Annotated in this window: 18 protein-coding genes and 1 tRNA gene; 12 read left to right on the forward strand and 7 right to left on the reverse strand. The window is 64.9% G+C overall.

Going from position 1 to position 21197, the window contains the following annotated elements:
* Positions 1-164 precede the first annotated feature (164 nt).
* The gene (locus HMI58_RS01365) at positions 165-2273 is read left to right on the forward strand and encodes a caspase family protein (RefSeq protein ID WP_171617886.1); all 2109 of its coding nucleotides are present in this window, start codon (positions 165-167) and stop codon (positions 2271-2273) included.
* A 9-nt stretch (positions 2274-2282) separates the two neighbouring features.
* Here the strand turns inward: HMI58_RS01365 and HMI58_RS01370 are convergent, their stop codons facing one another.
* The 4 genes from HMI58_RS01370 to HMI58_RS01385 form a co-directional block, all read right to left on the reverse strand.
* Positions 2283-3755, reverse strand: coding sequence for a flotillin family protein (locus HMI58_RS01370; RefSeq protein WP_171617887.1), 1473 nt, complete (start codon positions 3753-3755; stop codon positions 2283-2285).
* A 258-nt stretch (positions 3756-4013) separates the two neighbouring features.
* The gene (locus tag HMI58_RS01375; protein ID WP_171584924.1) at positions 4014-4478 is read right to left on the reverse strand and encodes an SRPBCC family protein; all 465 of its coding nucleotides are present in this window, start codon (positions 4476-4478) and stop codon (positions 4014-4016) included.
* A 66-nt stretch (positions 4479-4544) separates the two neighbouring features.
* On the reverse strand, positions 4545-7025 hold the full coding sequence (locus HMI58_RS01380) for an ATP-dependent DNA ligase (RefSeq protein ID WP_171617888.1): 2481 nt from the start codon (positions 7023-7025) through the stop codon (positions 4545-4547).
* Between the two features lie 90 nt (positions 7026-7115).
* A complete protein-coding gene (locus HMI58_RS01385; RefSeq protein ID WP_171584922.1) occupies positions 7116-7607 on the reverse strand; it encodes an SRPBCC domain-containing protein in 492 nt (163 codons plus the stop codon).
* Positions 7608-7652: 45 nt separating this feature from the next.
* On the opposite strand from HMI58_RS01385, the gene HMI58_RS01390 reads away from it, so the two are divergent.
* The 10 genes from HMI58_RS01390 (at position 7653) to HMI58_RS01435 (ending at position 16423) form a co-directional block, all read left to right on the forward strand.
* Positions 7653-8513, forward strand: coding sequence for a Ku protein (locus HMI58_RS01390; RefSeq protein WP_171617889.1), 861 nt, complete (start codon positions 7653-7655; stop codon positions 8511-8513).
* Positions 8513-8782: a hypothetical protein gene (locus HMI58_RS01395; protein WP_171617890.1), complete on the forward strand. Its 270-nt coding sequence runs from the start codon at positions 8513-8515 to the stop codon at positions 8780-8782. Before HMI58_RS01390 ends, HMI58_RS01395 begins: the two co-directional genes overlap by 1 nt.
* Positions 8783-9154: 372 nt before the next feature.
* Positions 9155-10474: an extracellular solute-binding protein gene (locus HMI58_RS01400; RefSeq protein WP_171617891.1), complete on the forward strand. Its 1320-nt coding sequence runs from the start codon at positions 9155-9157 to the stop codon at positions 10472-10474.
* A gap of 61 nt (positions 10475-10535) precedes the next feature.
* The gene (locus HMI58_RS01405) at positions 10536-11642 is read left to right on the forward strand and encodes a sugar ABC transporter permease (protein WP_171617892.1); all 1107 of its coding nucleotides are present in this window, start codon (positions 10536-10538) and stop codon (positions 11640-11642) included.
* Positions 11639-12538, forward strand: a complete 900-nt coding sequence (locus HMI58_RS01410; protein ID WP_171617893.1) for a carbohydrate ABC transporter permease — start codon at positions 11639-11641, stop codon at positions 12536-12538. Before HMI58_RS01405 ends, HMI58_RS01410 begins: the two co-directional genes overlap by 4 nt.
* The gene (locus tag HMI58_RS01415; protein ID WP_171617894.1) at positions 12538-13998 is read left to right on the forward strand and encodes a GH1 family beta-glucosidase; all 1461 of its coding nucleotides are present in this window, start codon (positions 12538-12540) and stop codon (positions 13996-13998) included. Before HMI58_RS01410 ends, HMI58_RS01415 begins: the two co-directional genes overlap by 1 nt.
* A 39-nt stretch (positions 13999-14037) precedes the next feature.
* Entirely contained in the window at positions 14038-15057 is a 1020-nt protein-coding gene (locus HMI58_RS01420) for a LacI family DNA-binding transcriptional regulator (protein ID WP_171584915.1), read from the forward strand.
* Positions 15058-15136: 79 nt separating this feature from the next.
* Positions 15137-15213: transfer RNA gene (locus HMI58_RS01425), tRNA-Val, on the forward strand.
* A 95-nt stretch (positions 15214-15308) separates the two neighbouring features.
* A complete protein-coding gene (locus tag HMI58_RS01430; RefSeq protein ID WP_171584914.1) occupies positions 15309-16106 on the forward strand; it encodes an SDR family oxidoreductase in 798 nt (265 codons plus the stop codon).
* A 131-nt stretch (positions 16107-16237) separates the two neighbouring features.
* Positions 16238-16423, forward strand: coding sequence for a hypothetical protein (locus tag HMI58_RS01435; RefSeq protein ID WP_171584913.1), 186 nt, complete (start codon positions 16238-16240; stop codon positions 16421-16423).
* Here the strand turns inward: HMI58_RS01435 and HMI58_RS01440 are convergent.
* The 3 genes from HMI58_RS01440 to HMI58_RS01450 are packed head-to-tail and all read right to left on the reverse strand — an operon-like array spanning position 16420 to position 19564.
* Positions 16420-17145, reverse strand: a complete 726-nt coding sequence (locus HMI58_RS01440; RefSeq protein ID WP_171617895.1) for a glycosyltransferase — start codon at positions 17143-17145, stop codon at positions 16420-16422. The two genes, HMI58_RS01435 and HMI58_RS01440, sit on opposite strands and share 4 nt — an antisense overlap.
* The gene (locus tag HMI58_RS01445; protein WP_171617896.1) at positions 17142-18500 is read right to left on the reverse strand and encodes a PIG-L family deacetylase; all 1359 of its coding nucleotides are present in this window, start codon (positions 18498-18500) and stop codon (positions 17142-17144) included. The genes HMI58_RS01440 and HMI58_RS01445 overlap by 4 nt, the downstream gene beginning before the upstream one ends.
* Positions 18497-19564 carry an acyl-CoA dehydrogenase gene (locus HMI58_RS01450; RefSeq protein ID WP_171617897.1) on the reverse strand — a complete coding sequence of 356 codons (1068 nt, stop codon included), beginning with the start codon at positions 19562-19564 and terminating at the stop codon, positions 18497-18499. The genes HMI58_RS01445 and HMI58_RS01450 overlap by 4 nt, the downstream gene beginning before the upstream one ends.
* Before the next feature lie 117 nt (positions 19565-19681).
* Between HMI58_RS01450 and HMI58_RS01455 the strand changes: the two genes are divergently transcribed.
* A complete protein-coding gene (locus HMI58_RS01455) occupies positions 19682-21181 on the forward strand; it encodes an FAD-dependent oxidoreductase (RefSeq protein WP_171617898.1) in 1500 nt (499 codons plus the stop codon).
* Positions 21182-21197 lie beyond the last annotated feature (16 nt).

A 21197-nucleotide genomic window follows, 5' to 3' on the forward strand; every position in this document is an offset into this window, starting at 1 on the left:
CCCGGCGACCCGTCGAACAGGTAGGAGAAATATCCCGCGCGGCAAACGCAGCGTCAAGGCAAACCCCCCAGTAACGCCCCAGTAACAGGCTCGGACTGATACTGGCAGCCACCGCGCCGGGCGTAGTGGCAGTACCAGCCGACAGTTCTCACCGAGGAGTAGCCATGGAGCCCAGGACGATGGAGTCCACCACTGCGGAATCTGCTGCGTCTGTCGCCGCTGCGCGAGGGTCGGGCCTGAGTGCTGAACAGCTCGCTTTGCTGAAGCCGCATGTTGTGAACCTGAGCCGCGGAATGTTCTCCTCCGGGGGCGAGATCAGCACCACTGCCGCGGACGTCGATGCCATCTTTGAGCAGCATCTGCCGGCTTTCGCCGCAGCCAGGACCGGGGTGCCGATCGTGATCTACGCGCACGGCGGGCTGGTCAGCGAGTCGTCAGGACTGCGGTCCGCACACCGGCAGCGCGAGTGGTGGACAGCGAACGGCGTGTACCCGATCTTCTTCGTCTGGGAGACCGGATTCCTCGACGCCCTCTTCGGTGCCCTTCCCGGCGCCCGCGGCGTGGTGGGTGACCTGAAAGACAGGGCTGTCGAACTCACTGCACGAGCTGCCGGCGGCGAACGGATCTGGGGTGAAATGAAGCGCTTCGCCGAGGTCGCATCGGCCGCCGGTGGTGGGGCGCTGTACGTGGCACAGGCACTCGGGAAATACGTGGCCGCGAATCCAAAGACCACCGTGCACGCCGTCGGGCACAGCGCCGGGTCCATCTTCCATTCCTATTTCGTGCCGGCCGCGTTGCGCGCTGGCCTGCCGGAATTCACGTCACTGAACCTGTTGGCCCCAGCAGTCCGCACTGACACGTTCAAGGCGCGGCTGGTACCCGAGGTGGGGAAGGGCATCAAGTCCCTGGCCATGTTCACCATGAAGCAGCAGACTGAACTGGACGATACCGTCGGGGGCGTCCTCTACGGCAAGTCCCTGTTGTACCTGGTTCGGGCATCCTTCGAAAAAGAAGAATTCACACCCATCCTCGGACTCCAGGAATGCGTCAACACCGACCCGGAGCTACGGAAGTTCTTCGGCGTCGAGGGTGACAAGGCCAAGGCAGAGGTGATCTGGTCGGTCACCGGAAGCGGTCCGGAAACACATCGCAGCACCGCCACATCGCACGGCGGGTTTGACGATGATGCCGCCACCATGGAGAGCGTCGCCCGCCGAGTGACCGGCAAAAAGCCGAAACCCTTCGGCGCCGCCCGGACCCTTGACGAGCCGTTGGTCAATGCCGCCCCCACCGCCGAGCTGGCGCGGGGTAATGCCCGTCGGGCGCTGTGCATCGGGATCAACGCGTACCCGCCGGGAAGCGAGCTCTTCGGCTGCGTGGCCGACGCACAGGCCTGGGGCAGCCAGTTGGAGTCGGTGGGCTTCGAGGTGACCACCCTCCTCGATGCGCAGGCGACCCGGGTCAACATACTGCAGGGAATTTTTGACCTGGTCAGCCACAGCGCCGCAGGGGACGTCCTGGTGGTGCAGTATGCGGGGCACGGAACGTATGTCGACGATCTGGATGGCGACGAAAAGGAAGAGGGAAACGCCCAGAAGCTCCACGACGAGGCCCTGTGTCCAGTGGACTTCCAGGACGGGAACCTGATCATCGACGATGACCTCGGGGAGATCTTCGATCTACTGCCTGAGGGGGTCAACCTGACCGCCTTCTTCGATTCCTGCCATTCCGGCGACGGCACCCGGCTGCTGCCGTCCTTGAGCTTGACAGTGGCCGACGGCGCCGAGCGGGCTGCCGACCATGGCCGGCGCGCCCGGTTCCTGGTGCCCGATGAGACAACCACGGCGAATTTCAGGTTGCGGCGTGGAACCCCTGTGAACGGTGGTCCGCGGGCCAATGCCCGCGAACTGCTTTTCAGTGCCTGCAGGCCGGACGAGGTGGCCTATGAGACCGGCGGACACGGAGACTTCACCGTTGCGGCTAGCCTGCTGGTGGCTCCCAGCGCCCTGAAGGTGACCAACGGTGATTTCCTGACCAAGGTGCTGGAGTCGTTCTCGCACCAGCCACGGCAGAACCCATACTCCTACGGTCCAGCGGCAGCCTCGGCCAGGACGTTCCTGGCACCCCTGACCGCACCGGCACCCACCCTGGACGGCCAGCGCCCGGTAGAGGCGGCTACAAGCGCTCCGACCGTCGCCGCAGAGGATGCCGCTGCACGTGCCCGTGCAGCGGCGTCGTTCCTCCGGGCGACGGCCGACTTCATCGATCGGTGATCCTACCTATCAGACGGGGTGGTTATTCTCGGAGGGCGCCGCCGTAGTGGAGGCCCCGCCGTCCTTCGCTCCCCAGTTCTTGAGCATTTCGACGGCATCCAGCCCGGTAGTGTCCTTGAGCAGCTGGAAGGTCTGCTGCAACCCACCGGTGACGTTCTTGCTCAGCTGGGTGGCACCGTCGTTCGAGATGACAGTCATATTGTCGATCCCTGCCATTGGCGCAGCGATTTCCCGGGCAATCTCCGGCAGGATCTCCATCACCTTGTTGAGGATTGCCGCCTCGTTGAACTGCTCGTAAGCCTTGGCCTGCGCTTCGATTCCCTCAGCCTGCGCAATGCCCTTCTGGCGGACGACGTCGGCCTCGGCCTGACCGCGGAGCGCGATGATCTCAGCCTCCGCTGCACCGTTGGCGCGGGTGACCGAAGCTGCCGCGTTACCGCGGGCGGTGTTGGCTGCCGCTTCTGCTTCGGCGGTGACCTTGTCGCCTTCGGCGCTGAGACGGCGCTTGGTCAAGGCCACTTCGGCCTCGACCTGGTCGGCCTCGGACTGGCGCTTGCGCTGCTCGAGCTTACCCGCGGCTTCCTGTTCGACGCGGTACTTCTCGGCGTCGGCAGGCTTGCGGATCTCGATGTCGAGTTCACGTTCGCGCAGCTCGGACTGCCGGGAAGCAACCTGCTGTTCCTTGACCAGGATCGACTGACGCTGCTCGGCGGCGGCCAGAGGGCCCGCGGCGTCGGCCTGGGCCTGGCGTGCGTCCGCTGCTTCCTTCAGCTCCGCCCGGCGGAGGGCGAGTCGCTGTTCCGCGAGGGCCACCTGCTCGTCGGCGATCGCTGCCGCCTCGGCGGCTTCCTGGGCCGCGTTCGCTTCGGCGATCTTTGCCTGCTTCTCGGCGAGCGCGGCTTCCGGCCGGCCAAGGTTCTTCAGGTAGCTGGAATCGTCGTCAACCGACTGAATCTGGAAGGTGTCGATCTCCAGGCCCTGGTTGTGCATCGAGTGCTCGGCTTCTTCCTTCACACTCTTGGCGAAGGACGCACGGTCCTTGATGATGGAGTCCACCGTCAACGTACCCACTATGGAGCGCAGCGAACCGGAGAGGGTTTCCTGGGTGTAGTGGTCGATCTGTTCCTGCTGGTTGAGGAAACGCTGGGCAGCCCGGCGGACCGCTTCCTCGTCGCCTCCGACCTTGATCTGGGCGACGCCGGTCAGGCGCAGCTTGATGCCGTTCTTGGAGATGCCCTCAATTTGGAGGGTCACCTGGCGGGAGGCCAGGGAGATCGAAAACGCCTTCTGGCTGAACGGGTTGATAAATGTACGGCCGAAGACCACGCGCTGGCTTTCCTGGCTACCTTTGCCGGTGATGATCAGCGCTTCGGACGGGCTGGCGATTCGTAAGGCGAGACGCGCGATGACGGCGGCGATGATTGCCACCACCACCAGGACGGCAAGTATGATGCCGAGACCGATAAATTGACTGAGGTCCACTACAGCCCCTTCTGTGGGATTCGATAAGGATGAGTGGCCGGAAATCTCCGATACGACAAAACCCTCCCACCGAAGCGGAACTGGTTGGTCGCTGAAGTACCCGTGCGGTCCCCCACCGCCCGGAATGTGTCGGGCGCCACCCTATGGACGGTACACGACCCGCTCCTGTCCGGTAATGCATCCCAGGGGTCGACAACTTCCGTCGGGCGGCGACTATCGCCTGGATAGTCGCCGCCCGACGGAATCGTTACACCGAAGTTATGCCTCCGACACCGCAGCAGCAAGGTTGTTCAACGAGGACTCCAGGTCGTGGGCGGAAACCGCCGGGAAGGACACCATCTTGAGCACCTTGGTGTCGGTGACGGCTGCCCAGTCGTAGGTCAGGGCCACTTCGGTGGAGTCAGGACCCTGCGGGGTCAGCTCCCACACCCACTGCCATCCCGCTGGCTCGGTGCCAGCTTCGGCCGTCTTCCACGCGAGTAGCTTGTTGTGGTCGTAGCCCACCACATGGTTGTCCGTTTTGTAGTCGCCGCCCATCTTGTCCCAGTGCTGGTTCATGGTGAATACCTGGCCGACGGCGGTGATCCGATCCGACTTGTCGTCTGACTGCACCATGCCCGAGCCGTCTATCTGCGCATGCCGCTCGGGGTTGGACAGGACGTTGAAGATCGCGGCCGCTGACGCGTCGATGACTCGGGTTGCGGCGATGGATTTCTCACTCATTGTGGTTCTCCTTTGATGTTGTTGGTCTTGGACACCGTGGGGTGCAGTCTATGAGGTTCTGTCAGGCTACAGTTCGACGACGACGTCGGACGGCCGTTTGTCGGGTCGCCAGCCGCGCCAGACGGGGTGGCGGAGTTTCCCGCCATCGGTGCGTTCACTGAACTGGACCTCCCCCACCAGTGCGGGGCGCACCCAGTGCGCATCCGAGGCGTCGGCGGCCGGTACATCGGCCAGCGGGGCGGTTTTCCGGGACATCTTCCGGAGGCGGGAGCCGATTCCGGCGAGATCGCGTTCGGTCAGCCCGGATCCGACCCGCCCCACATACTTCAGATCGACGCCGTCGGGCACGGCGACCAGAAGTGAACCCACCTTGTGCGCCCGGCTGCCCTTGCCAGGACGCCAGCCGACCACCACCACCTCCTGGGTGAGCTGCTGCTTGATCTTGATCCAGCCCCGCGAGCGCCGTCCGGCGGCGTAGCTGCCGTGCGTGAGTTTGGCCATCACGCCTTCAAGGCCGAGCTCCTTGCTTGCTGCGACAGCTTCCTCAAGGGTGGCGTCGAGGGCTGGCGGCACCTGGACGTGACCATCCGCCGGGCTGTCCACTGCCTGTTCGAGAATCTCGCGGCGCTGGTCGTACTGGAGCTGTAGCAGGGAGTTACCGTCAAGGTAGAGCAGGTCGAACAGCATGAAGTGCACCGGGGCTTTCCGGCGGGCAGCCTCAATCTCGGAGGCCTTGGTGAGGTTGAACCGGTTCTGCAGGAGCCCGAAATCGGGGCGGCCGGACCGGTTCAGGGCGACAATTTCGCCATCCAGCACCGCGTTCTCGGCGTTGACGTAGTCACCCAGGTCTGCGAGTTCGGGATACAGGGCTGTCATGTCGTTGCCGTTCCGGCTGGTCAGGTGCACCCCGTCCGGTGTCACGGTGGCGATTGCCCGCACGCCGTCCCACTTCATTTCGAAAGCCCACTCCTGGTCGGAGGTGACGTCCGCCGCACTGCCGGGGGTGGCCAGCATCGGCGTCAGGTCAGGCGGGGTCGCCATGCCGTCGATCGGGTGGTTTGCCGCGCTACCGCCATCGCCCTGGTCCTTCATCAGGTGCATCAGCCAGTTCCTTTCACCTGATCCGTCGCCTCCCCCGGTGTGGATGAGCGCGTACCGCCGCACCGGGCTGCCGCTCCGGGCCAGCCCGCCGTCGTCGCGCCCCTGAATGGTGCAGATGACTTCCTTGCCCTCCCGCCACTTCTCGACCTCGTACGTGCCGGAGTCCCAGATGTGCATCTCTCCGGCACCATACTCCCCCTTGGGAATGGTGCCCTCGAACGAGGCGTATTCCAGTGGGTGATCCTCGGTCTGAACAGCGAGGTGATTCCTGTTCGGGGTATCCGGCGGACCTTTGGGCACAGCCCAGGAAACGAGGACGCCGTCGCGCTCCAGCCGGAAGTCATAGTGCAGCCGGCGGGCGTGGTGTTCCTGGATGACGAACCGGTTGCCACCGGAGTCGCCGACCTCGGCGGGGATCGGCTCCGGGGTCTTCGAGCCGTCGCGCATGGAGCGGTACGTATTCAACCGGTCGGCGGGATTGGCAGGAGGTGCTCCCATCGCTGCCTCATCCTCACCTGTTTCCGGGCCGCCGCCAGTCCCGGGGGATGTCCCGTCCAATCCAGCCAGCAGGTCACCCAGTTCCAGCACCCGGTGCATCATCTGGCGGTAGTCGATCTGCGCGAGCCCTGGTTCCGCCATTTCCGCCCAGGTACGGGGTGCGGCGACTGTCGGAAGGAGCTTCCCACGCAGGGAGTAGGGCGCCACAGTGGTCTTGTTCCGGTTGTTCTGGCTCCAGTCGACCAGGACCTTGCCGCCGCGGAGTGACTTTTTCATGTCGCTGACCACACTGTCTGGATGGTCGGCCTCAAGCGCCCGGGCCAGTTCGTGGGCGACGGTCGACACCTCGTCGGAAGTCTGCGACCCATCCAGCGCCGCGTACAGGTGAATGCCCTTCGACCCGCTGGTGACTGGGTACGGATTCAGGCCCATATCCTGCAGGATTGAGCGGGCGTGGCGGGCAACCTCCGCGCATTCGGCAAGGCTGACTCCCTCGCCCGGATCGAGGTCGAGCACCATGCGGTCGGGGTTGCTGATCTCCCCGCCTGGACCAAACCTCCACTGCGGCACATGGATCTCCAGTGCAGAAATCTGTCCCAACCAGGTCAGGGTGGCCAGATCGTTCACCAGTGGATACACGTTGACATGGTCGGAGTGCGCAATTCGGTGACGCTGCACCCAATCGGGGGCGGACTGGTCCAGGTTCTTCTGAAAGAACACCTGACCGGGATTCTCCTTCGTCCCCACACCATTGACCCAGCGTTTGCGGGTGACTGCCCGGTCCCGGGCGTGCGGTATCAGGTAGTCGGCGATGGCCGCGTAGTAGGCGAGGACATCGGCCTTGGTGGTAGCGGTGTCGGGGTAGATCACGCGGTCCAGGCTGGTCAGCCGGAGGCGCCGACCGTCCACTGTGACAGTCTGTTGCTGCTGGCCTTTGCTCGAACCCATGGGTCCAGTCTTGTCCGGAAGCGGTGCAAACTCCACACGCGTCCGTTCAGGCCGGGGTGTCCAGCCCCTGACCGCTTCTGCGGCGGGGCGTTAGTCGGTGAACTGCTCGCGGTAGAGCGCCACGTACCGTTCCCAGTCGGCCGGGTTCTGGCCCAGGGCGCGCTCGTTCAGCAGATCGTCGAGGCCGATCAGCGTGAACCGCCAGCCTGCTGCAACATTTGCCGCAGTGTCCGGGTCCTGGAGGGTGTTGGTAAGGGTCAGCCGGCTACCGTTGTCGCCGTCGTCCTCAAGCGTCCAGGTCAACACCTCGCGGTCCCAGGTGAAGGTGAGGAGCTGCGGCTTCTCCGCCTCGAGGACCTTGCCTTTGGTGGGACGCTCCCCGGGGAAGGTGAACGTCACTTCGGCGCCCTTCCGTGGCAGCAGGTCCATTTCGCACGGGAACCAGTACTTCAGCTTCCGCGGATCGGTCAGGTGCTTCCAGAGCACCGACGCGGGGAAGTCGTACCGCATCTCAAACCACAGGGCGGGCTTGCCGTCCACCGACGTCTTGGCAACCAGGGGCTCAGCTTTTTCAGGATTCACCAATTCATCGTATCCGCGGAACCCAAACACTGGTTCACTAGTTACATGAGAGCCATTTGGAAGGGCGCAGTTGCGTTTGGGCTGGTCAACGTGCCGGTCAAGGTCTACAGCGCCACCGAGGACCACGACATTAGTCTCCATCAGGTCCACGACAAGGACGGCGGCCGGATCCGCTACCAGCGCCGCTGCGAGATCTGCGGCGAGGTAGTCGAGTACAAGAACATCGATAAGGCGTACGACGACGGCGAGCGCACCGTGGTGCTCACCGAGGAGGACTTTGCGACGCTCCCCGTCGAGAAGAGCCGGGAAATCGGCGTCGTCGAGTTTGTGCCGAGCGACCAGATCGACCCGATCATGCTGGACCGCTCCTACTTCCTGGAACCGGATTCGACATCGACCAAGGCGTACGTCCTGCTGCGCAGGACCCTTGAGGAGACGGACCGCACAGCGATTGTGCAGTTCACGCTGCGGCAGAAGAGCCGGCTCGGTGCACTGCGGGTCCGCGGCGATGTGCTGATGCTGCAGTCGCTGTTGTGGGATGACGAGGTGCGGGACGCCAAGTTCCCCTCCCTTGACGAGCGGGTCCGGATTTCGGCGAAGGAGAGGGAGATGTCCGCCGCGCTGGTGGAGTCCTTCTCGACCGACTTCGACCCCGAGAACTTCACCGACGAGTACCAGGTTCAGCTCCGGACCCTGATCGACGCGAAGCTTGAGAAGGGAGAAGCCCTCGACACGGAGGAGACCTTCGGAGAGTCCGGTGACGATGACGGCGGCGGGAAGGTCCTCGACCTGATGGAGGCGCTACGGCGTAGCGTGGAGAAGAATCGCGAGAAAAAGGGCACGTCGGACTCGAAAACAACCGAGTCGAAAAAGGCACCATCCAAATCCAAGGCAAAGGGCGCCTAGTGGCACACACCGGATCATCCCTCCCCAGCTTCTTCACCAATGCGCGTGGAGAACAGACCATCGCGCAGGCCCCCAACGCTCCCGTACTCGGCTGGACACTTTTCGGGCTCGCTTCCCGGATGGCCCTGCGCGAGGAAAACCGGTTGCTGCTGCGAACCCTCAGCCGGGTGTGCCTCTGCCTGTGGGCGGTACTGGAGCTGACCCGCGGCGAGAGCGGATTCCGCCGGACCATGGGCGGTCTCACCCTCGGCTGGCTGGCCACACGCTAGCAGTCGCGGAACCAGGTCACCGTCCCCTCACTATCCCCTCACTGTCCCGAGTAGCCGGGACGCCACAGCCAAGGGGCTGAATTTCCACGCCATTTTTAGACCCCCCTTTTGAGAGGCTGCCGGTTTTAGACGCCGCCGTGTGCAGGTTTCCCCAGGTTCTGGCCACTGAGGGCTCGGTTTGACGGCGTGTTCCACTCCGACGCGCACCCCGGGGCCGAGAATGTGGGGAACCCTGCACTGCCCCGCAACCTTCAAACTCGAGAGAGCGCTCTCTTGACGATGTGACATTCCGCACATACAGTGGATTCACACCTCAGAGAGCGCTCTCTCGCCTAGTCGGCGTATGTCGCTCACACACACAAAGGAGTGATCGTGGAATACTCGCGACTCAGGAAAATCACCGCCCTCGCCGGCGTCGCATCCCTTGCGTTCGTGGCGTCGGGCTGCGGCGGCGGCGGGAACGGTGAGCCAGCTGGCGCCGACAATCCCGTTGCCTTGACCGTCACCACCTTCGGACAGTTCGGCTACGACGACCTCTACGCCGAGTACGAGGACCAGAACCCCGGCGTCACCATCGAGGCAACAAATATTGACGGCAGCGCCAATGCCCGCACCGACGCCTTCACCAAGCTTGCGGCGGGATCAGGTCTCAGCGATGTTGTTGCCGTCGAGGAAGGGTGGCTCGGCTCCATCATGGAGGTGTCGGATCAGTTCGTCGACCTCAATGAATACGGCGCTGCGGACATCAAGGACAACTGGGTGGACTGGAAGTTCGAGCAGGGCACCGACCCCGAGGGACGGGTGATCGGCTACGGCACCGACATTGGACCCCAGGCCCTCTGCTTCAACCGCACCCTCTTCGAGGAGGCCGGCCTGCCGACCGACCGCGAGGAAGTCGCCGAGCTGTTCGGCGGCGACGAGGCCACCTGGAAAACCTACTTCGATCTGGGCCGCCAGTACCACGAAGACACCGGCAAGGCCTGGTACGACCAGTCCAGCTTCGTCTGGAACTCGATGGTCAACCAGATGGAGGAGGGCTACTACACGGCCGACGGCGAGCTGAACGTCGAGGGCAACGAGGCGATGCGCGCCCAGTTCGATCTCCTGGCCAGTGGAACCCTGGATGGCCTGTCGGCCAACCAGACCCAGTTCGACTGGGGCAACGGTCAGGCCTTTGTGGACGGCTCATTCGCCGTTCACGTCTGCCCGGCCTGGATGCTCGGCACCATCAAGGAACAACTTGAGTCAGCCGGCGGCGGTCCCGAGAGCGGGTGGGACGTTGCAGACGTCTTCCCCGGCGGGGCCTCGAACTGGGGTGGAGCTTTCCTCTCCGTGCCCCAGAGCTCTGAGCACCCCGCTGAGGCAGCCAAGCTGGCCGCATGGCTGACCGCTCCTGAGCAGCAGGTCAAGCAGTCCGCAGCAGCCAACAACTTCCCGAGCACCCTTGAGGCGCAGGCGGAAATCGTGGAAGCGGCCGTCCCCAATGAGCTGTTCAATGACGCTCCCTACGGCGCCATCTTCGAGTCCCGCGCCGAAGGCGTTGTCGCCCAGTTCAAGGGTCCCTACGACTCGGTGATCCAGGAGAACGTGTTCGCACCCGCTGTGAAGCTCCTCGACACAGGTGAGGGCACGGCAGACGAGGCCTGGGAAGAAGCACTGACCCTCCTCAACGACCAGGTCGTCAACAACTAGCAGCACCCGGCCGCGGGGCCTCCGGGAGAACCGGGGGCCCCGCAGGGAGTCTGAAATCATCATGACCACGACATTGAACCGCCCGGCGGCCGGCAAGGCCGCGACGAAACCCGCAGTCACCTTCCGGCAACGCCTCAGCGTTTTCGACCTGAAGGTTTCCCCCTACCTCTACATCGCCCCGTTCTTCATCCTGTTCGCCTTGGTGGGACTGTTTCCCCTGGGCTACACCTTCTTTGTCTCGCTGTTCGACTGGCACCTGCTCAGGGGACAGGGCGAGTTTGTGGGCCTGCAAAACTTCCAGGAAGTCTTCCAGGACCGCTTCTTCTGGAACTCCCTGTTCAACACCATGAGCATTTTCCTACTCTCCACCATCCCGCAGCTCGTGGTGGCTATCTCCATCGCTGCCGTACTGGACCAGAACCTGCGGGCCAGGACGTTCTGGCGGATGAGCATCCTCCTGCCCTACGTGGTCACCCCGGTGGCCGTGGCAATGATTTTCGCTAACATGTTCGGCGAGCAGTACGGGTTGATCAACAACATCCTCGCAAGCTTCGGCGTCGACCCGATCATGTGGAAGAACGAGACCCTCCCCAGCCACATTGCTATCGCCACCATGGTGAACTGGCGGTGGACCGGATACAACGCGCTGATCCTGCTCGCCGCGATGCAGGCAGTGCCCCGGGACATCTACGAATCGGCGGCCATCGACGGCGCTGGGCCATTCCGGCGATTCTTCAGCATCACCCTGCCAAGCATCCGGCCCACCATGATCTTCGTGGTCATTACCGCGACCATCGGCGGACTCCAGATCTTCACTGAGCCTCGGCTCTTTGACCCCCGGACCGCAGGCGGGACGGCAAAGCAGTTCCAGACCACTGTGCTCTACCTCTGGGAAATGGCGTTCCAGCGCCAGAACTTCGGGAAGGCTGCCACGATCGCGTGGATCCTTTTCCTGATCATCGTGCTCTTCGGTGTGATGAACTGGCTCATCTCGCGAAGGATCGCCACCAGTGGCGATGACCGTGGTGGAAACCGGCGGGCGCGCCGCCGAAAGCGACCTGTCGCCCCTGCGGCAGTCCTCCCCGCCGTCGGCGCGCAGCCACCGGCACCCTCGGCTGATACTGCCGGGGAGCCACTGGCGGGACCAACTACAAGGAGTGGACGATGACTGTCACCCAGACCCGCCCCGCGGCAAGTAGGCCGCCGACGCCGCGGTCGCTAGCCACACGCAAGGCACTGTTCGGGAATGGTCGCCGGCCGGGTTTTCTCACCTATGGACTCCTGATCGCCTTCTTCCTGGCCTCGGCCTACCCCCTTTGGTGGTCGGTAATCATCGGGAGCCGTTCCAACGAGGCCCTGGGACAGACCTGGCCCCCGCTTCTCCCGGGCGGTAACTTCTGGACGAATGTCGGCGAAGTATTCGACACGATTCCCTTCTGGCTCGCGCTCGGGAACAGCGTACTGATTTCGAGCATCATCACTGTCTCGGTGGTGGGGTTTTCCACCCTCGCCGGTTACTCGTTCGCGAAACTCAAATTCAAGGGACGCACCGGCCTGATGGTCGCCGTCGTGGCGACGATGGCCATTCCTACGCAGCTCGGCATCATTCCGCTGTTCATGCTGATGCGCACCCTCGGGTGGACGGGTGAGATCGGCGCCGTCGTCATCCCCACCCTGGTCACCGCGTTTGGAGTCTTTTTCATGCGCCAGTATCTGGTGGATGTCATCCCCGATGAACTCATTGAATCCGCCCGAATGGACGGAGCCTCAATGATTTCCACCTTCTTTCATGTCGCTCTCCCCGCGGCACGGCCAGCGATGGCTATCCTCGGATTGTTCACATTCATGACCGCGTGGACTGACTTCCTCTGGCCGCTACTGGTGCTCGACGCCGGCAACCCCACCCTGCAGACGGCACTCAGCCAACTGCAGTCGGCACGCTACGTCGACTACTCGATTGTTCTCGCTGGCGCTGTACTGGCAACACTTCCGCTGCTGGCGCTGTTCGCCGTCGCGGGCCGTCAACTCATTTCCGGAATCATGCAAGGAGCAGTGAAGGGCTAATGCCATTGAATGCAACACACCACGGTGCCACCGGCGCCGACCCCGCCCGCCACTGGCCGCAGGGCTTCCTGTGGGGTTCAGCCACCGCCGCTGCCCAGGTGGAGGGCGCAGGCCACGAGGGCGGGAAGGAGGACTCCGTCTGGGACGCTTTCGCCCGGGTACCGGGTGCGGTCGCCCACGGGGACACCCCCGAGGATGCGGTGCAGCACTATCACCGGATGCCCGAGGATGTAGCGCTCATGAAGGAACTGGGGCTTGGCTCCTACCGGTTCTCGACCAGCTGGGCGCGGGTGCGTCCCGGCGGTCGCGGGCCCAACACCGAAGGACTGGACTTCTACTCCCGCCTCGTCGACAACCTCCTGGAGGCCGGGATCCTGCCCTGGCTGACCCTTTACCACTGGGACCTCCCGCAGGCGCTTGAGGAGAAGGGGGGCTGGGCGAACCGGGATACGGCGTTGCGGTTCGTTGACTACGCCAATGACGTCTATTCAGCACTCGGAGACCGGGTGCAGCACTGGACCACCTTCAACGAACCCTTCTGCTCGTCCCTGCTGGGCTATGCCGCTGGCGTTCACGCGCCCGGTCGACAGGATCCACGCGCAGCGGTGGCAGCCATTCATCACCAGCACCTGGCGCACGGCCTGGCAGTCAACGAACTCCGGGACCGGGGGGCCCAGCATCTTGGGATCACGCTCAACCTGAGCAACTCGATTCCCCGCGATCCCGCCGACCCGGTGGACCTCGACGCGGCCCGCAGGTTCGACTCCCTCCAGAACCGGATCTTCCTGGACCCGATTCTTCGCGGCGCCTACCCGGAGGACACCCTCGCGGACCTTGAACAGTTCGGCATCCGGGAGGTGATCCAGCCGGGTGATCTCGATGTGATCGGCACCCCCCTCGATTTCCTGGGCGTCAACCATTATCACGACGACCTGATCAGCGGACACCCGAACACCGAGGGGGGCGACGGTCATTCCGGGGGCGCCACCCGGCCGACGTCGTCCTGCTGGATCGGTTCGGAGGACATCGCGTTCCCGAGCCGCGGGCTGCCTCGGACCGCAATGGACTGGGAGGTCAACCCGGATGGGCTGCGCGACCTCCTCCTCCGGCTGGGCGAGGAGTACCCGACGCTGCCCCCGTTGTACGTCACCGAGAACGGTGCCGCGTACGACGACGACGTCAGCAGCGACGGGATGGTTCACGACGAGGAGCGCACCCGCTTCATCCTCGATCACATCGCCGCCGTCGGCGAAGCACTCGACAAGGGCGCGGACGTCCGCGGCTACTTCGTGTGGTCTCTCCTGGACAACTTCGAATGGTCCTGGGGGTACGGCAAGCGATTCGGGATAGTGCGGGTGGACTACGACTCGTTCGAGCGGACGGTCAAAGACAGTGGACTCGCGTACGCTCGTGTCATTTCCGGTGCCCGGACAGCGTCGCTCTCCCCAACAGGAGCTTAAAGTAGTCTCAGCAGTACTTTCGAGGCTTCGGAGAAGACAATGACGCAGGACACAAGCGGACCCCGGCCGGTCGCCACCCTGGAAATGGTGGCGGCGCTGGCCGGGGTTTCACGGGCCACGGTATCCCGCGTCGTCAACGGCTCCCCAAGCGTCGACCCTGAGCTTGCGCAATCGGTGAAAAAGGCGATCCTCGCGCTGGACTACACGCCGAACCGTGCCGCCCGTTCCCTCGCCAAGCGCCGGGCGAACACGGTCACCCTGATCGTCCCCGAGTCGACGTCGAAGGTCTTCGCCGACCCGTTCTTCGCCTCGGTGGTGGAGGGCATCGCCATGTACCTGACCGACACCGACTACACCCTCAACATGGTGATCTCGTCCGAATCGAAGCCGGAGAAGACCCGCAGTTTCCTGCTCGGCGGCAACGTCGACGGCGTCCTGGTGGTCTCCCACCACAGCGGGGACCACTCCTGGACGCACCTCTCGGGGTCACTGCCGATGGTGTTCGCTGGACGCCCGCTGGTGGGCGGCAGGGAGAGCTACTACGTCGAGGTCGACAACGAGCAGGCCGCCTACAACGCCACCCGCCAACTCACTGACTCCGGGCGGGTGCATGTGGCGACGATCGCCGGGCCCCAGGACATGCCGCCCGGTATCGACCGGCTCGCCGGCTGGCGGGCCGCTGTCCAGGAGGCTGGACTCGGGGAGTCCCTGGTGGAGACCGGTGACTTCACCCAGGTGTCCGGGACCCGCGCGATGCAGCGCCTGCTGGACCGCGGCGGCCCCCTGGACGCCGTCTTTGCGGGTAACGACCAAATGGCCGCGGGAGCGTACACCGCGATTCAGGGGAGGGGTCTGCGCATCCCCGAGGATATCGCCGTCGTCGGGTTCGACGACGATTCCTTCGCCACCTCGGTGACACCAGCGTTGACCACCGTGCACCATCCGATCATCGAGTTGGGCAAGAAGATGGCTGAGACCCTGGTGAACCTGATCGAGGGAATCCCGACCGACCGGGTGACGATGCTTCCCACCTCCCTCGTCATCCGCGATTCCGTGTAGCAGGACCGGCGAATTTCCTGTGGCCCGAGTATGGCCTAAACTAACTACTGTCCTCCTGTAGTTGCAGGGAGTCACACCCGCCTGTGTAGCTCAGTCTGGTAGAGCATCCGCTTCACACGCGGAAGGCCCGGGGATCAAGGCCCCGCGCAGGCACCACCACCGGCCCAACGCCTCAGCGTTGGGCCGGTTTTGTGTCCCGGCAAGGTCAGCAGGCTTGCTTTCCCTGTTGAATCCTCGGAAGGATAGGGACCATGGCATACACACCCAGCACAGCAATAGTCACCGGTTCCGATTCCGGCATCGGCCGGGCCACCGCCCTCGCCCTCGCCGAGGCAGGGTGCGACGTCGGGATTACCTGGCACTCCGATGAAGACGGCGCCAACGAGACCGCGCGTCTGGTCCGCGAGTTTGGACAGAAGGCAGTGGTCTCCCAGTTGGACACCACTGACGCTCCCGCCTGCGGAGATGTGGTCGAGAAGATGATCAGCGAACTCGGCGGACTCGATGTGTTCGTCAACAATGCGGGCGTCAACGGCGGGACCCCCTTCATGGAGACCAGCTACGACGAATGGCGTGGCACCCTCGCCGCGAACCTCGACGGTGCGTTCGTCTGCATCCAGCGCGCCGCGGCACAGATGATTTCGGCGGGGAACGGCGGCAGGATCATCGCCGTCACCAGCGTGCACCAGGAGCAGCCCCGCGTCGGCTCCGCAGCCTACGATGCGTCGAAGCACGGCCTCGGCGGGCTGATCAAGACCATCGCCTTGGAGCTGGGCGATCAGGGAATCACCGCTAACGCCGTGCTTCCCGGTGAGATCTCAACGGCGATGAACGATGCCGAGGACGACGACCCTCACGAGATCGACCGCCCGGGCATTCCGCTGGGCCGCCCCGGAGCTTCCGAGGAAGTCGCTGCAGTGATTGCGTTCCTGGCCTCCCCCGCGTCCAGCTATGTCAACGGGGCGTCCTGGGTTGTCGACGGGGGCATGCTGCAGATGGGCCCGCAGGCAGGTTCGCACCTCACCAGTGGGAAGTGGCGCACGGTCTAGCGGCGGGGGCCTACCCCGGACTCCCAGGGGGAATTCACCTGCCGTTCAGGCGGGACCAGTACGTTGAGGGAATCACCTCCCGTACCGAAAGGACCCCCGTGGACAGCTCATCGCATTTACGAGAGGACGTTGTGGATTGGTCGACCCTGCGCCGTGGGCAGCAGGTCGCTTTCACCCACCGCAGTGACGGCCCGGTGGCCGGTGCAGTGGAAATGCGCACCGATGACGCCTCGGTCCTGTGGATTCAGCTCGATAATGGCGGCGGACGCCGGCTGATTCACTGCGACGACGGGTACCGGCTCAAACGGGCTGGCTAACCCGCGGCCCCACGACCAGTCAGGGGTAGTTCCCGGAGGTAACCGGCAAACCCGCCCGGTGTGCGACCCAGCATCCTTGCCGACGTGGTGGCCCTGATGCTGTCGACCGCAGCCCAGGTGATGCCATGCGCCTTCAACCGGTCCGTGAGGTCCGCGTCCTCATGGACCTGGAGTGCAGCGAATTCCCCAACCGCCAGATAGCCGTCGGCACGGAAACCCAGATTCGCTCCATGGACGTACGAGTGCCCGTCGTCGAGCGGATGTGCCTGATGCCAGGCGCGGGCGCGCTCCGAGTCGAGCCCCACCGGGTCGGGCACCACGGTGCCCAACACCAGCTGCACACCCTGCCCCGCGAGCCGGCATTGTTCGACCAGCCAGTCCGCGGGCACCACGGTATCCGCGTCAGTGTTGGCCACCCACACCTCCTCCATGGGTCGGGCCAACCGGGAGAGGGCGTAGCCAATACCCGCGCGGCGAGCCAGCCCCACCGAGGCAAAATCGACCTCCAGGGACTGGGCCAATGGGTAGTCAGCAACCACCCCCGCCGACCCGTCGGTGCATCCGTCCAGCACCACTGTCACAGTCAGGTCGATACTCGGGTAGGTGGCGGCCAGCACCTGTGCTGCAGTCGTAATCGCGGCGAGACACTGGGGGAGGCTTTCCTCCTCATTCCGGGCGGGGACAACGACGGTCACCGCGCCGGGTAGCTGCAGCCCGCTCACAGCACCCCCGTGGACCGCGCCACCGACACAGCGGGTGGGTGCACCAGGAGGTCGATGCGGAAGTCCTCCTCGCTGTGCTCGGCGAACACAGCCAGCGGTGCGGAGCTGCGGAAGAGTTCGTGCACCGTGTCGCCGTCGAGTTCCCAACCGTCTACCGGGTGACGCCAGTGACAGAGCAGGACCACGCCGTCGGGCGCCAGGGAGTCGACGACGCGGGCGACGACGTCGAGCAGTTGCGTGCGGGTCAGGAAGTACCCCACCTCGGAGATCACCACAAGGTCGAACTGGCCCGCCGGCCAGTCCTGCGGAATTGACGCCACACGAGCCTCCGCCCGCGGGAAGTCGGCGAGCCGGCGATGAGTGGCGGCCACCGCGGTCGGGCTGATGTCCAGGGCGAGCAGGGAGTCGCTGCGCGCCGCGAGTTCGGCTGACAGCACTCCGATCGAACACCCCAGTTCAAGGGTTGCAACGAAGCGTTCCCGCGGGAGCAGTGCCAGGGCGACCGACCGCTTTCGGCGTTCGTAGAAGCGGTCCTGCAGTCCCCATGGGTCTTCCGAGCCCGCATGAAGGCGCTCGAAGACTCCCGATGAGGGCGTGGGAATGAAGGTCTCGAACCCGCGGGTGAAGTGCTCCAGGAAACCGGGGGCCAACAGCGTTTCGTCTCCCGGCTCGTCGGAAAGCGGCGCGGTCTGGCTGGCATGCATGAGCAGCGCCGACTGTTTGAGCGTTTGTTCGTCGCCGGCCAGGTCCAGCACCGCGAGCTGATCCCAGGGCACCTCCGGCGAGTCCGGGGTTGCCCAGTGCCAGAGCCACACCGGGTATTCCAGCAGCGGCAGGTTCAGTTCGGCGGCGAGCTGGGCTGCGGCATGTCCGGCAGCTTCGTGGTCACCATGCCCGTCCCCACGCCACGGTGCCACCAGCAGCGTGCGCTCACCGGTTCGTCCGCCGGAGTCAATCTCCTGGCGGAGCAGCCCCACCAGTTCGTCGGCTGTCAGCGATCCGTCCGGGAGGCCGAGGAAGCGTACCCGCGCGGAAGGTGCGAGCATCTCGACGGCGTCCTCAAGTTCGCGGCGCCGTACGCCCCCCAACTGAACGGGAGTGTGCGTCGGCGAGTGCGGGTGGGAGGCCTCGCCGTTGGTGGCGACCACGATGTCGGTAACAACTCCGGCGTGCGCCAGGCGCCGCACCAGCCCCGCAGCGCCGAGCGTCTCGTCGTCCGGGTGCGCTGCGACGACGATCACCCGCTCCGGCAAGCGGCCGTCGAACAGAGACTCGACACTGAGCCGTGCGTCGCTGCGCCAGTCCTGGCTCCAGCGATGTTCCGGTGTACCGCCGTCGTCGTGCGTGAAGCTCACCACTGGCCTTCCCCCGTTTCCATGAGCCGATGCCCCAGGGAGACGGCATCCCGCTCGGCGTGATGCTGCCTCAGGTAGACCTGCAGGTCGGCGACCCGGCGAGCATGCTCCTCCTCCAGAACCAAGGGTGCCGGCCCCAGAGCGTGGCCTACCGTCGTAAGGATCGCCTCTGCAGCCTCAGCCACAATGCTTCGTACCCGTGCAGCGAGGAGCGCCCCGGCGTCGCCGCTGGCCCTACCCGCATCGATGTCGGAAGCGGCAGTGGCGAGCGAAACCCGGGCGGCGTGTAACCGCCGATCCACCTCGCCCAGGTGCATCAGGGCCAACTGATCCGGTGCCCGGTCACTGATCGAGCGCAGCAGGCGCCGCGCCACCCCGACCGCGCCGCCATACCAACAGGCGGCGACGCCGAGCCCGCCCCAGGCGAAACCGTCACGCACCAGGTACCACGAGTCGTCACCCACCGGCGTGGCCACGGCCTGGTCGAAATCGATTGGCCCACTGTCGACTGCGCTCAAGCCTCTGCTCACCCAGGTGCCCGTGACAGGGGTAACTCCCGGCTGGCCGAGGGCCACGGCGAAAGCACGCCGTCCACCGCCGGACAGATGCGCCGTAACGACCGCATGGTCGAGCCTGCCGGCGAGCGAGCACCAGGGTTTCCGTCCGGTCAAAAGCCAGCCCTGGTGATCGTGCGGGTGTGCCTCAAGGCGGGTTCCTGGTCCCTCGGCAGCAAACACCCCCCAGGTTCCCTCAGTGGCCGGCTGGCCAGCCTGGGCCAGGATGGCCAGAGCATCCAGGTGGGGTTCAACGGTACGTGCGACAGTCAGGTCGGCGGCGGCGAGGGTTGCCAGTGTTTCCCAGAGCTGAAGGGTCGATCCAGTCCCGGGCAAAGGGGCTGATCTTCCGAGCTCGGCGGCAAGAGCGAGGGCCCCAGCGACCGAACCCGCAGCAGCGGTTCCCTGGTCGTAGAGCGCATCCTGGGTCTTTGACCCGGCGTCCAGGAGTACTGACCGCTTCGGTTCCGTCACATCGTCCTCTTCCGTCGGCGGCACAATAATCAGCATACTTACTCCATCTCGTCTCTGCTCACCGCGGCAACCCGGCTATACCTGGAATTCCTTGACGGGACGGGAATTTGGGAGTGGGCTTAGGTCCCAGACTCCAACGGCGGAAGGTACCCCATGACATCCCTGTGGCAGGCGAGCCGGCCCCCGGTTCCGGCCGATCCTTTCACCCCCGGCGCCAGCTATGACTCGGTGGTGGTGGGTGCGGGCATCACCGGAATCAGTACCGCGCTTCTGTTGGCGCGCTCCGGGCAACGGGTCGCCGTCCTGGAAGCGCGTCGTGCAGGCGATGTCACTACCGGCAACACCACGGGAAAGGTGTCGCTCCTGCAAGGGACCCAGCTTTCCACCATCATCCGGCATCACGGTGCCGAGACAGCGCGCCATTACGTCACCGGCAACCTGGAGGGCCAGTCCTGGTTGCTGCGGTTCTGCCGTGAGCACGGAATCCCGTTCGATACCGCCGATGCGGTGAACTACTCGGTCACCGCCACCGGCGCCACCGTCCTGGCCGCGGAGCTTGATGCCTGTCGAGCAGCGGGACTGTCACCGACGCTCGGCAACGAATCCTCCCTGCCCTTTGCGGTGACCAGTTCGCTCCGACTTGCAGGGCAGGCGCAGTTTCATCCCCTGCAGGTGCTGGCTGGCCTTGTTGCTGACCTGCGCTCCCACGGCGGAGCGCTGATCGAAGGTGTCCGGGTTGAAGGGATCACCACCGGCAAGCTGAAAGGTGACAAGATCCGGGTGAACACGGCCAGGGGGCCAGTGATGGCCGAACATCTGATCCTTGCGACCGGCACCCCGATTCTCGACCGGGGCGGGCACTTCTCGGTTCTCACCCCGCAAAGGTCCTATGCTGTTGCCTTCACCGCCGAGGAGGGTTCACCGTTGGAACTGGACGGGATGTACCTGTCAGTCGACCCGCCCACCCGCTCCCTGCGCACCAGCGTGGTCAACGGCCGGAAGTACCTGATCACCGGCGGTAATGGGCACCGGGTGGGCCGCCAAACCCACACGCAGGGCCTCGTCGATGACTTGGTCCGGTGGACCCAGCAACACTTCGGCTCGGTACACCCGGTCCATCACTGGTCCGCTCAGGACTACGAACCGGCCTCCGCGGTTCCCTACGTGGGCAGGCTGCCCCTGAGTCGCCACAACATCTATACGGCCACCGGTTACAACAAGTGGGGTCTGACCAACGCAGTGGCCGCTGCCCTCGCCCTGTCGGCGGAGATCCTCGGCGGCCACATGCCGTGGGCCCGCAAGTTGTACGCCACCAGGGTCGCCCCCCAGGACGCCCTCAGCACCGTGAAGTCCAATGCTGGTGCCGGGCTCGAACTGATCAACGGGTGGTTGGGGTCACTCGCGCGAACCTCGACTGTCAACCCACCGGAGGGCCAGGGAGTGGTGGTCCGCACCGGTGCCCGTCCCGAGGGGGTCTGCGTGGTGGACGGCGTCACGCACCGCGTCTCGGCCGTGTGCCCCCATCTTGGCGGAGTCCTGGGCTGGAACGACGCCGAACGGTCCTGGGACTGCCCGCTTCACGGATCGCGCTTCACGGCCGAGGGCACCCTTCTGGAAGGCCCTGCCACCCGGGACCTCACCAGGGGTGGATGACACTCCGGCGGAAGTT

Source organism: Arthrobacter sp. 147(2020) (genome assembly GCF_013116715.1).
In the GTDB taxonomy this organism is placed as follows: Bacteria; Actinomycetota; Actinomycetes; order Actinomycetales; family Micrococcaceae; genus Arthrobacter_D.

Coding starts and splice junctions, on each gene's coding strand:
- HMI58_RS01365 (WP_171617886.1), top strand. CDS start 165: ATGGAGCCCAGGACGATGGAGTCCACCACTGCGGAATCTGCTGCGTCT.
- HMI58_RS01390 (WP_171617889.1), top strand. CDS start 7,653: ATGAGAGCCATTTGGAAGGGCGCAGTTGCGTTTGGGCTGGTCAACGTG.
- HMI58_RS01450 (WP_171617897.1), bottom strand. CDS start 19,564: ATGCTGATTATTGTGCCGCCGACGGAAGAGGACGATGTGACGGAACCG.
- HMI58_RS01420 (WP_171584915.1), top strand. CDS start 14,038: ATGACGCAGGACACAAGCGGACCCCGGCCGGTCGCCACCCTGGAAATG.
- HMI58_RS01380 (WP_171617888.1), bottom strand. CDS start 7,025: ATGGGTTCGAGCAAAGGCCAGCAGCAACAGACTGTCACAGTGGACGGT.
- HMI58_RS01410 (WP_171617893.1), top strand. CDS start 11,639: ATGACTGTCACCCAGACCCGCCCCGCGGCAAGTAGGCCGCCGACGCCG.
- HMI58_RS01375 (WP_171584924.1), bottom strand. CDS start 4,478: ATGAGTGAGAAATCCATCGCCGCAACCCGAGTCATCGACGCGTCAGCG.
- HMI58_RS01405 (WP_171617892.1), top strand. CDS start 10,536: ATGACCACGACATTGAACCGCCCGGCGGCCGGCAAGGCCGCGACGAAA.
- HMI58_RS01455 (WP_171617898.1), top strand. CDS start 19,682: ATGACATCCCTGTGGCAGGCGAGCCGGCCCCCGGTTCCGGCCGATCCT.
- HMI58_RS01415 (WP_171617894.1), top strand. CDS start 12,538: ATGCCATTGAATGCAACACACCACGGTGCCACCGGCGCCGACCCCGCC.
- HMI58_RS01430 (WP_171584914.1), top strand. CDS start 15,309: ATGGCATACACACCCAGCACAGCAATAGTCACCGGTTCCGATTCCGGC.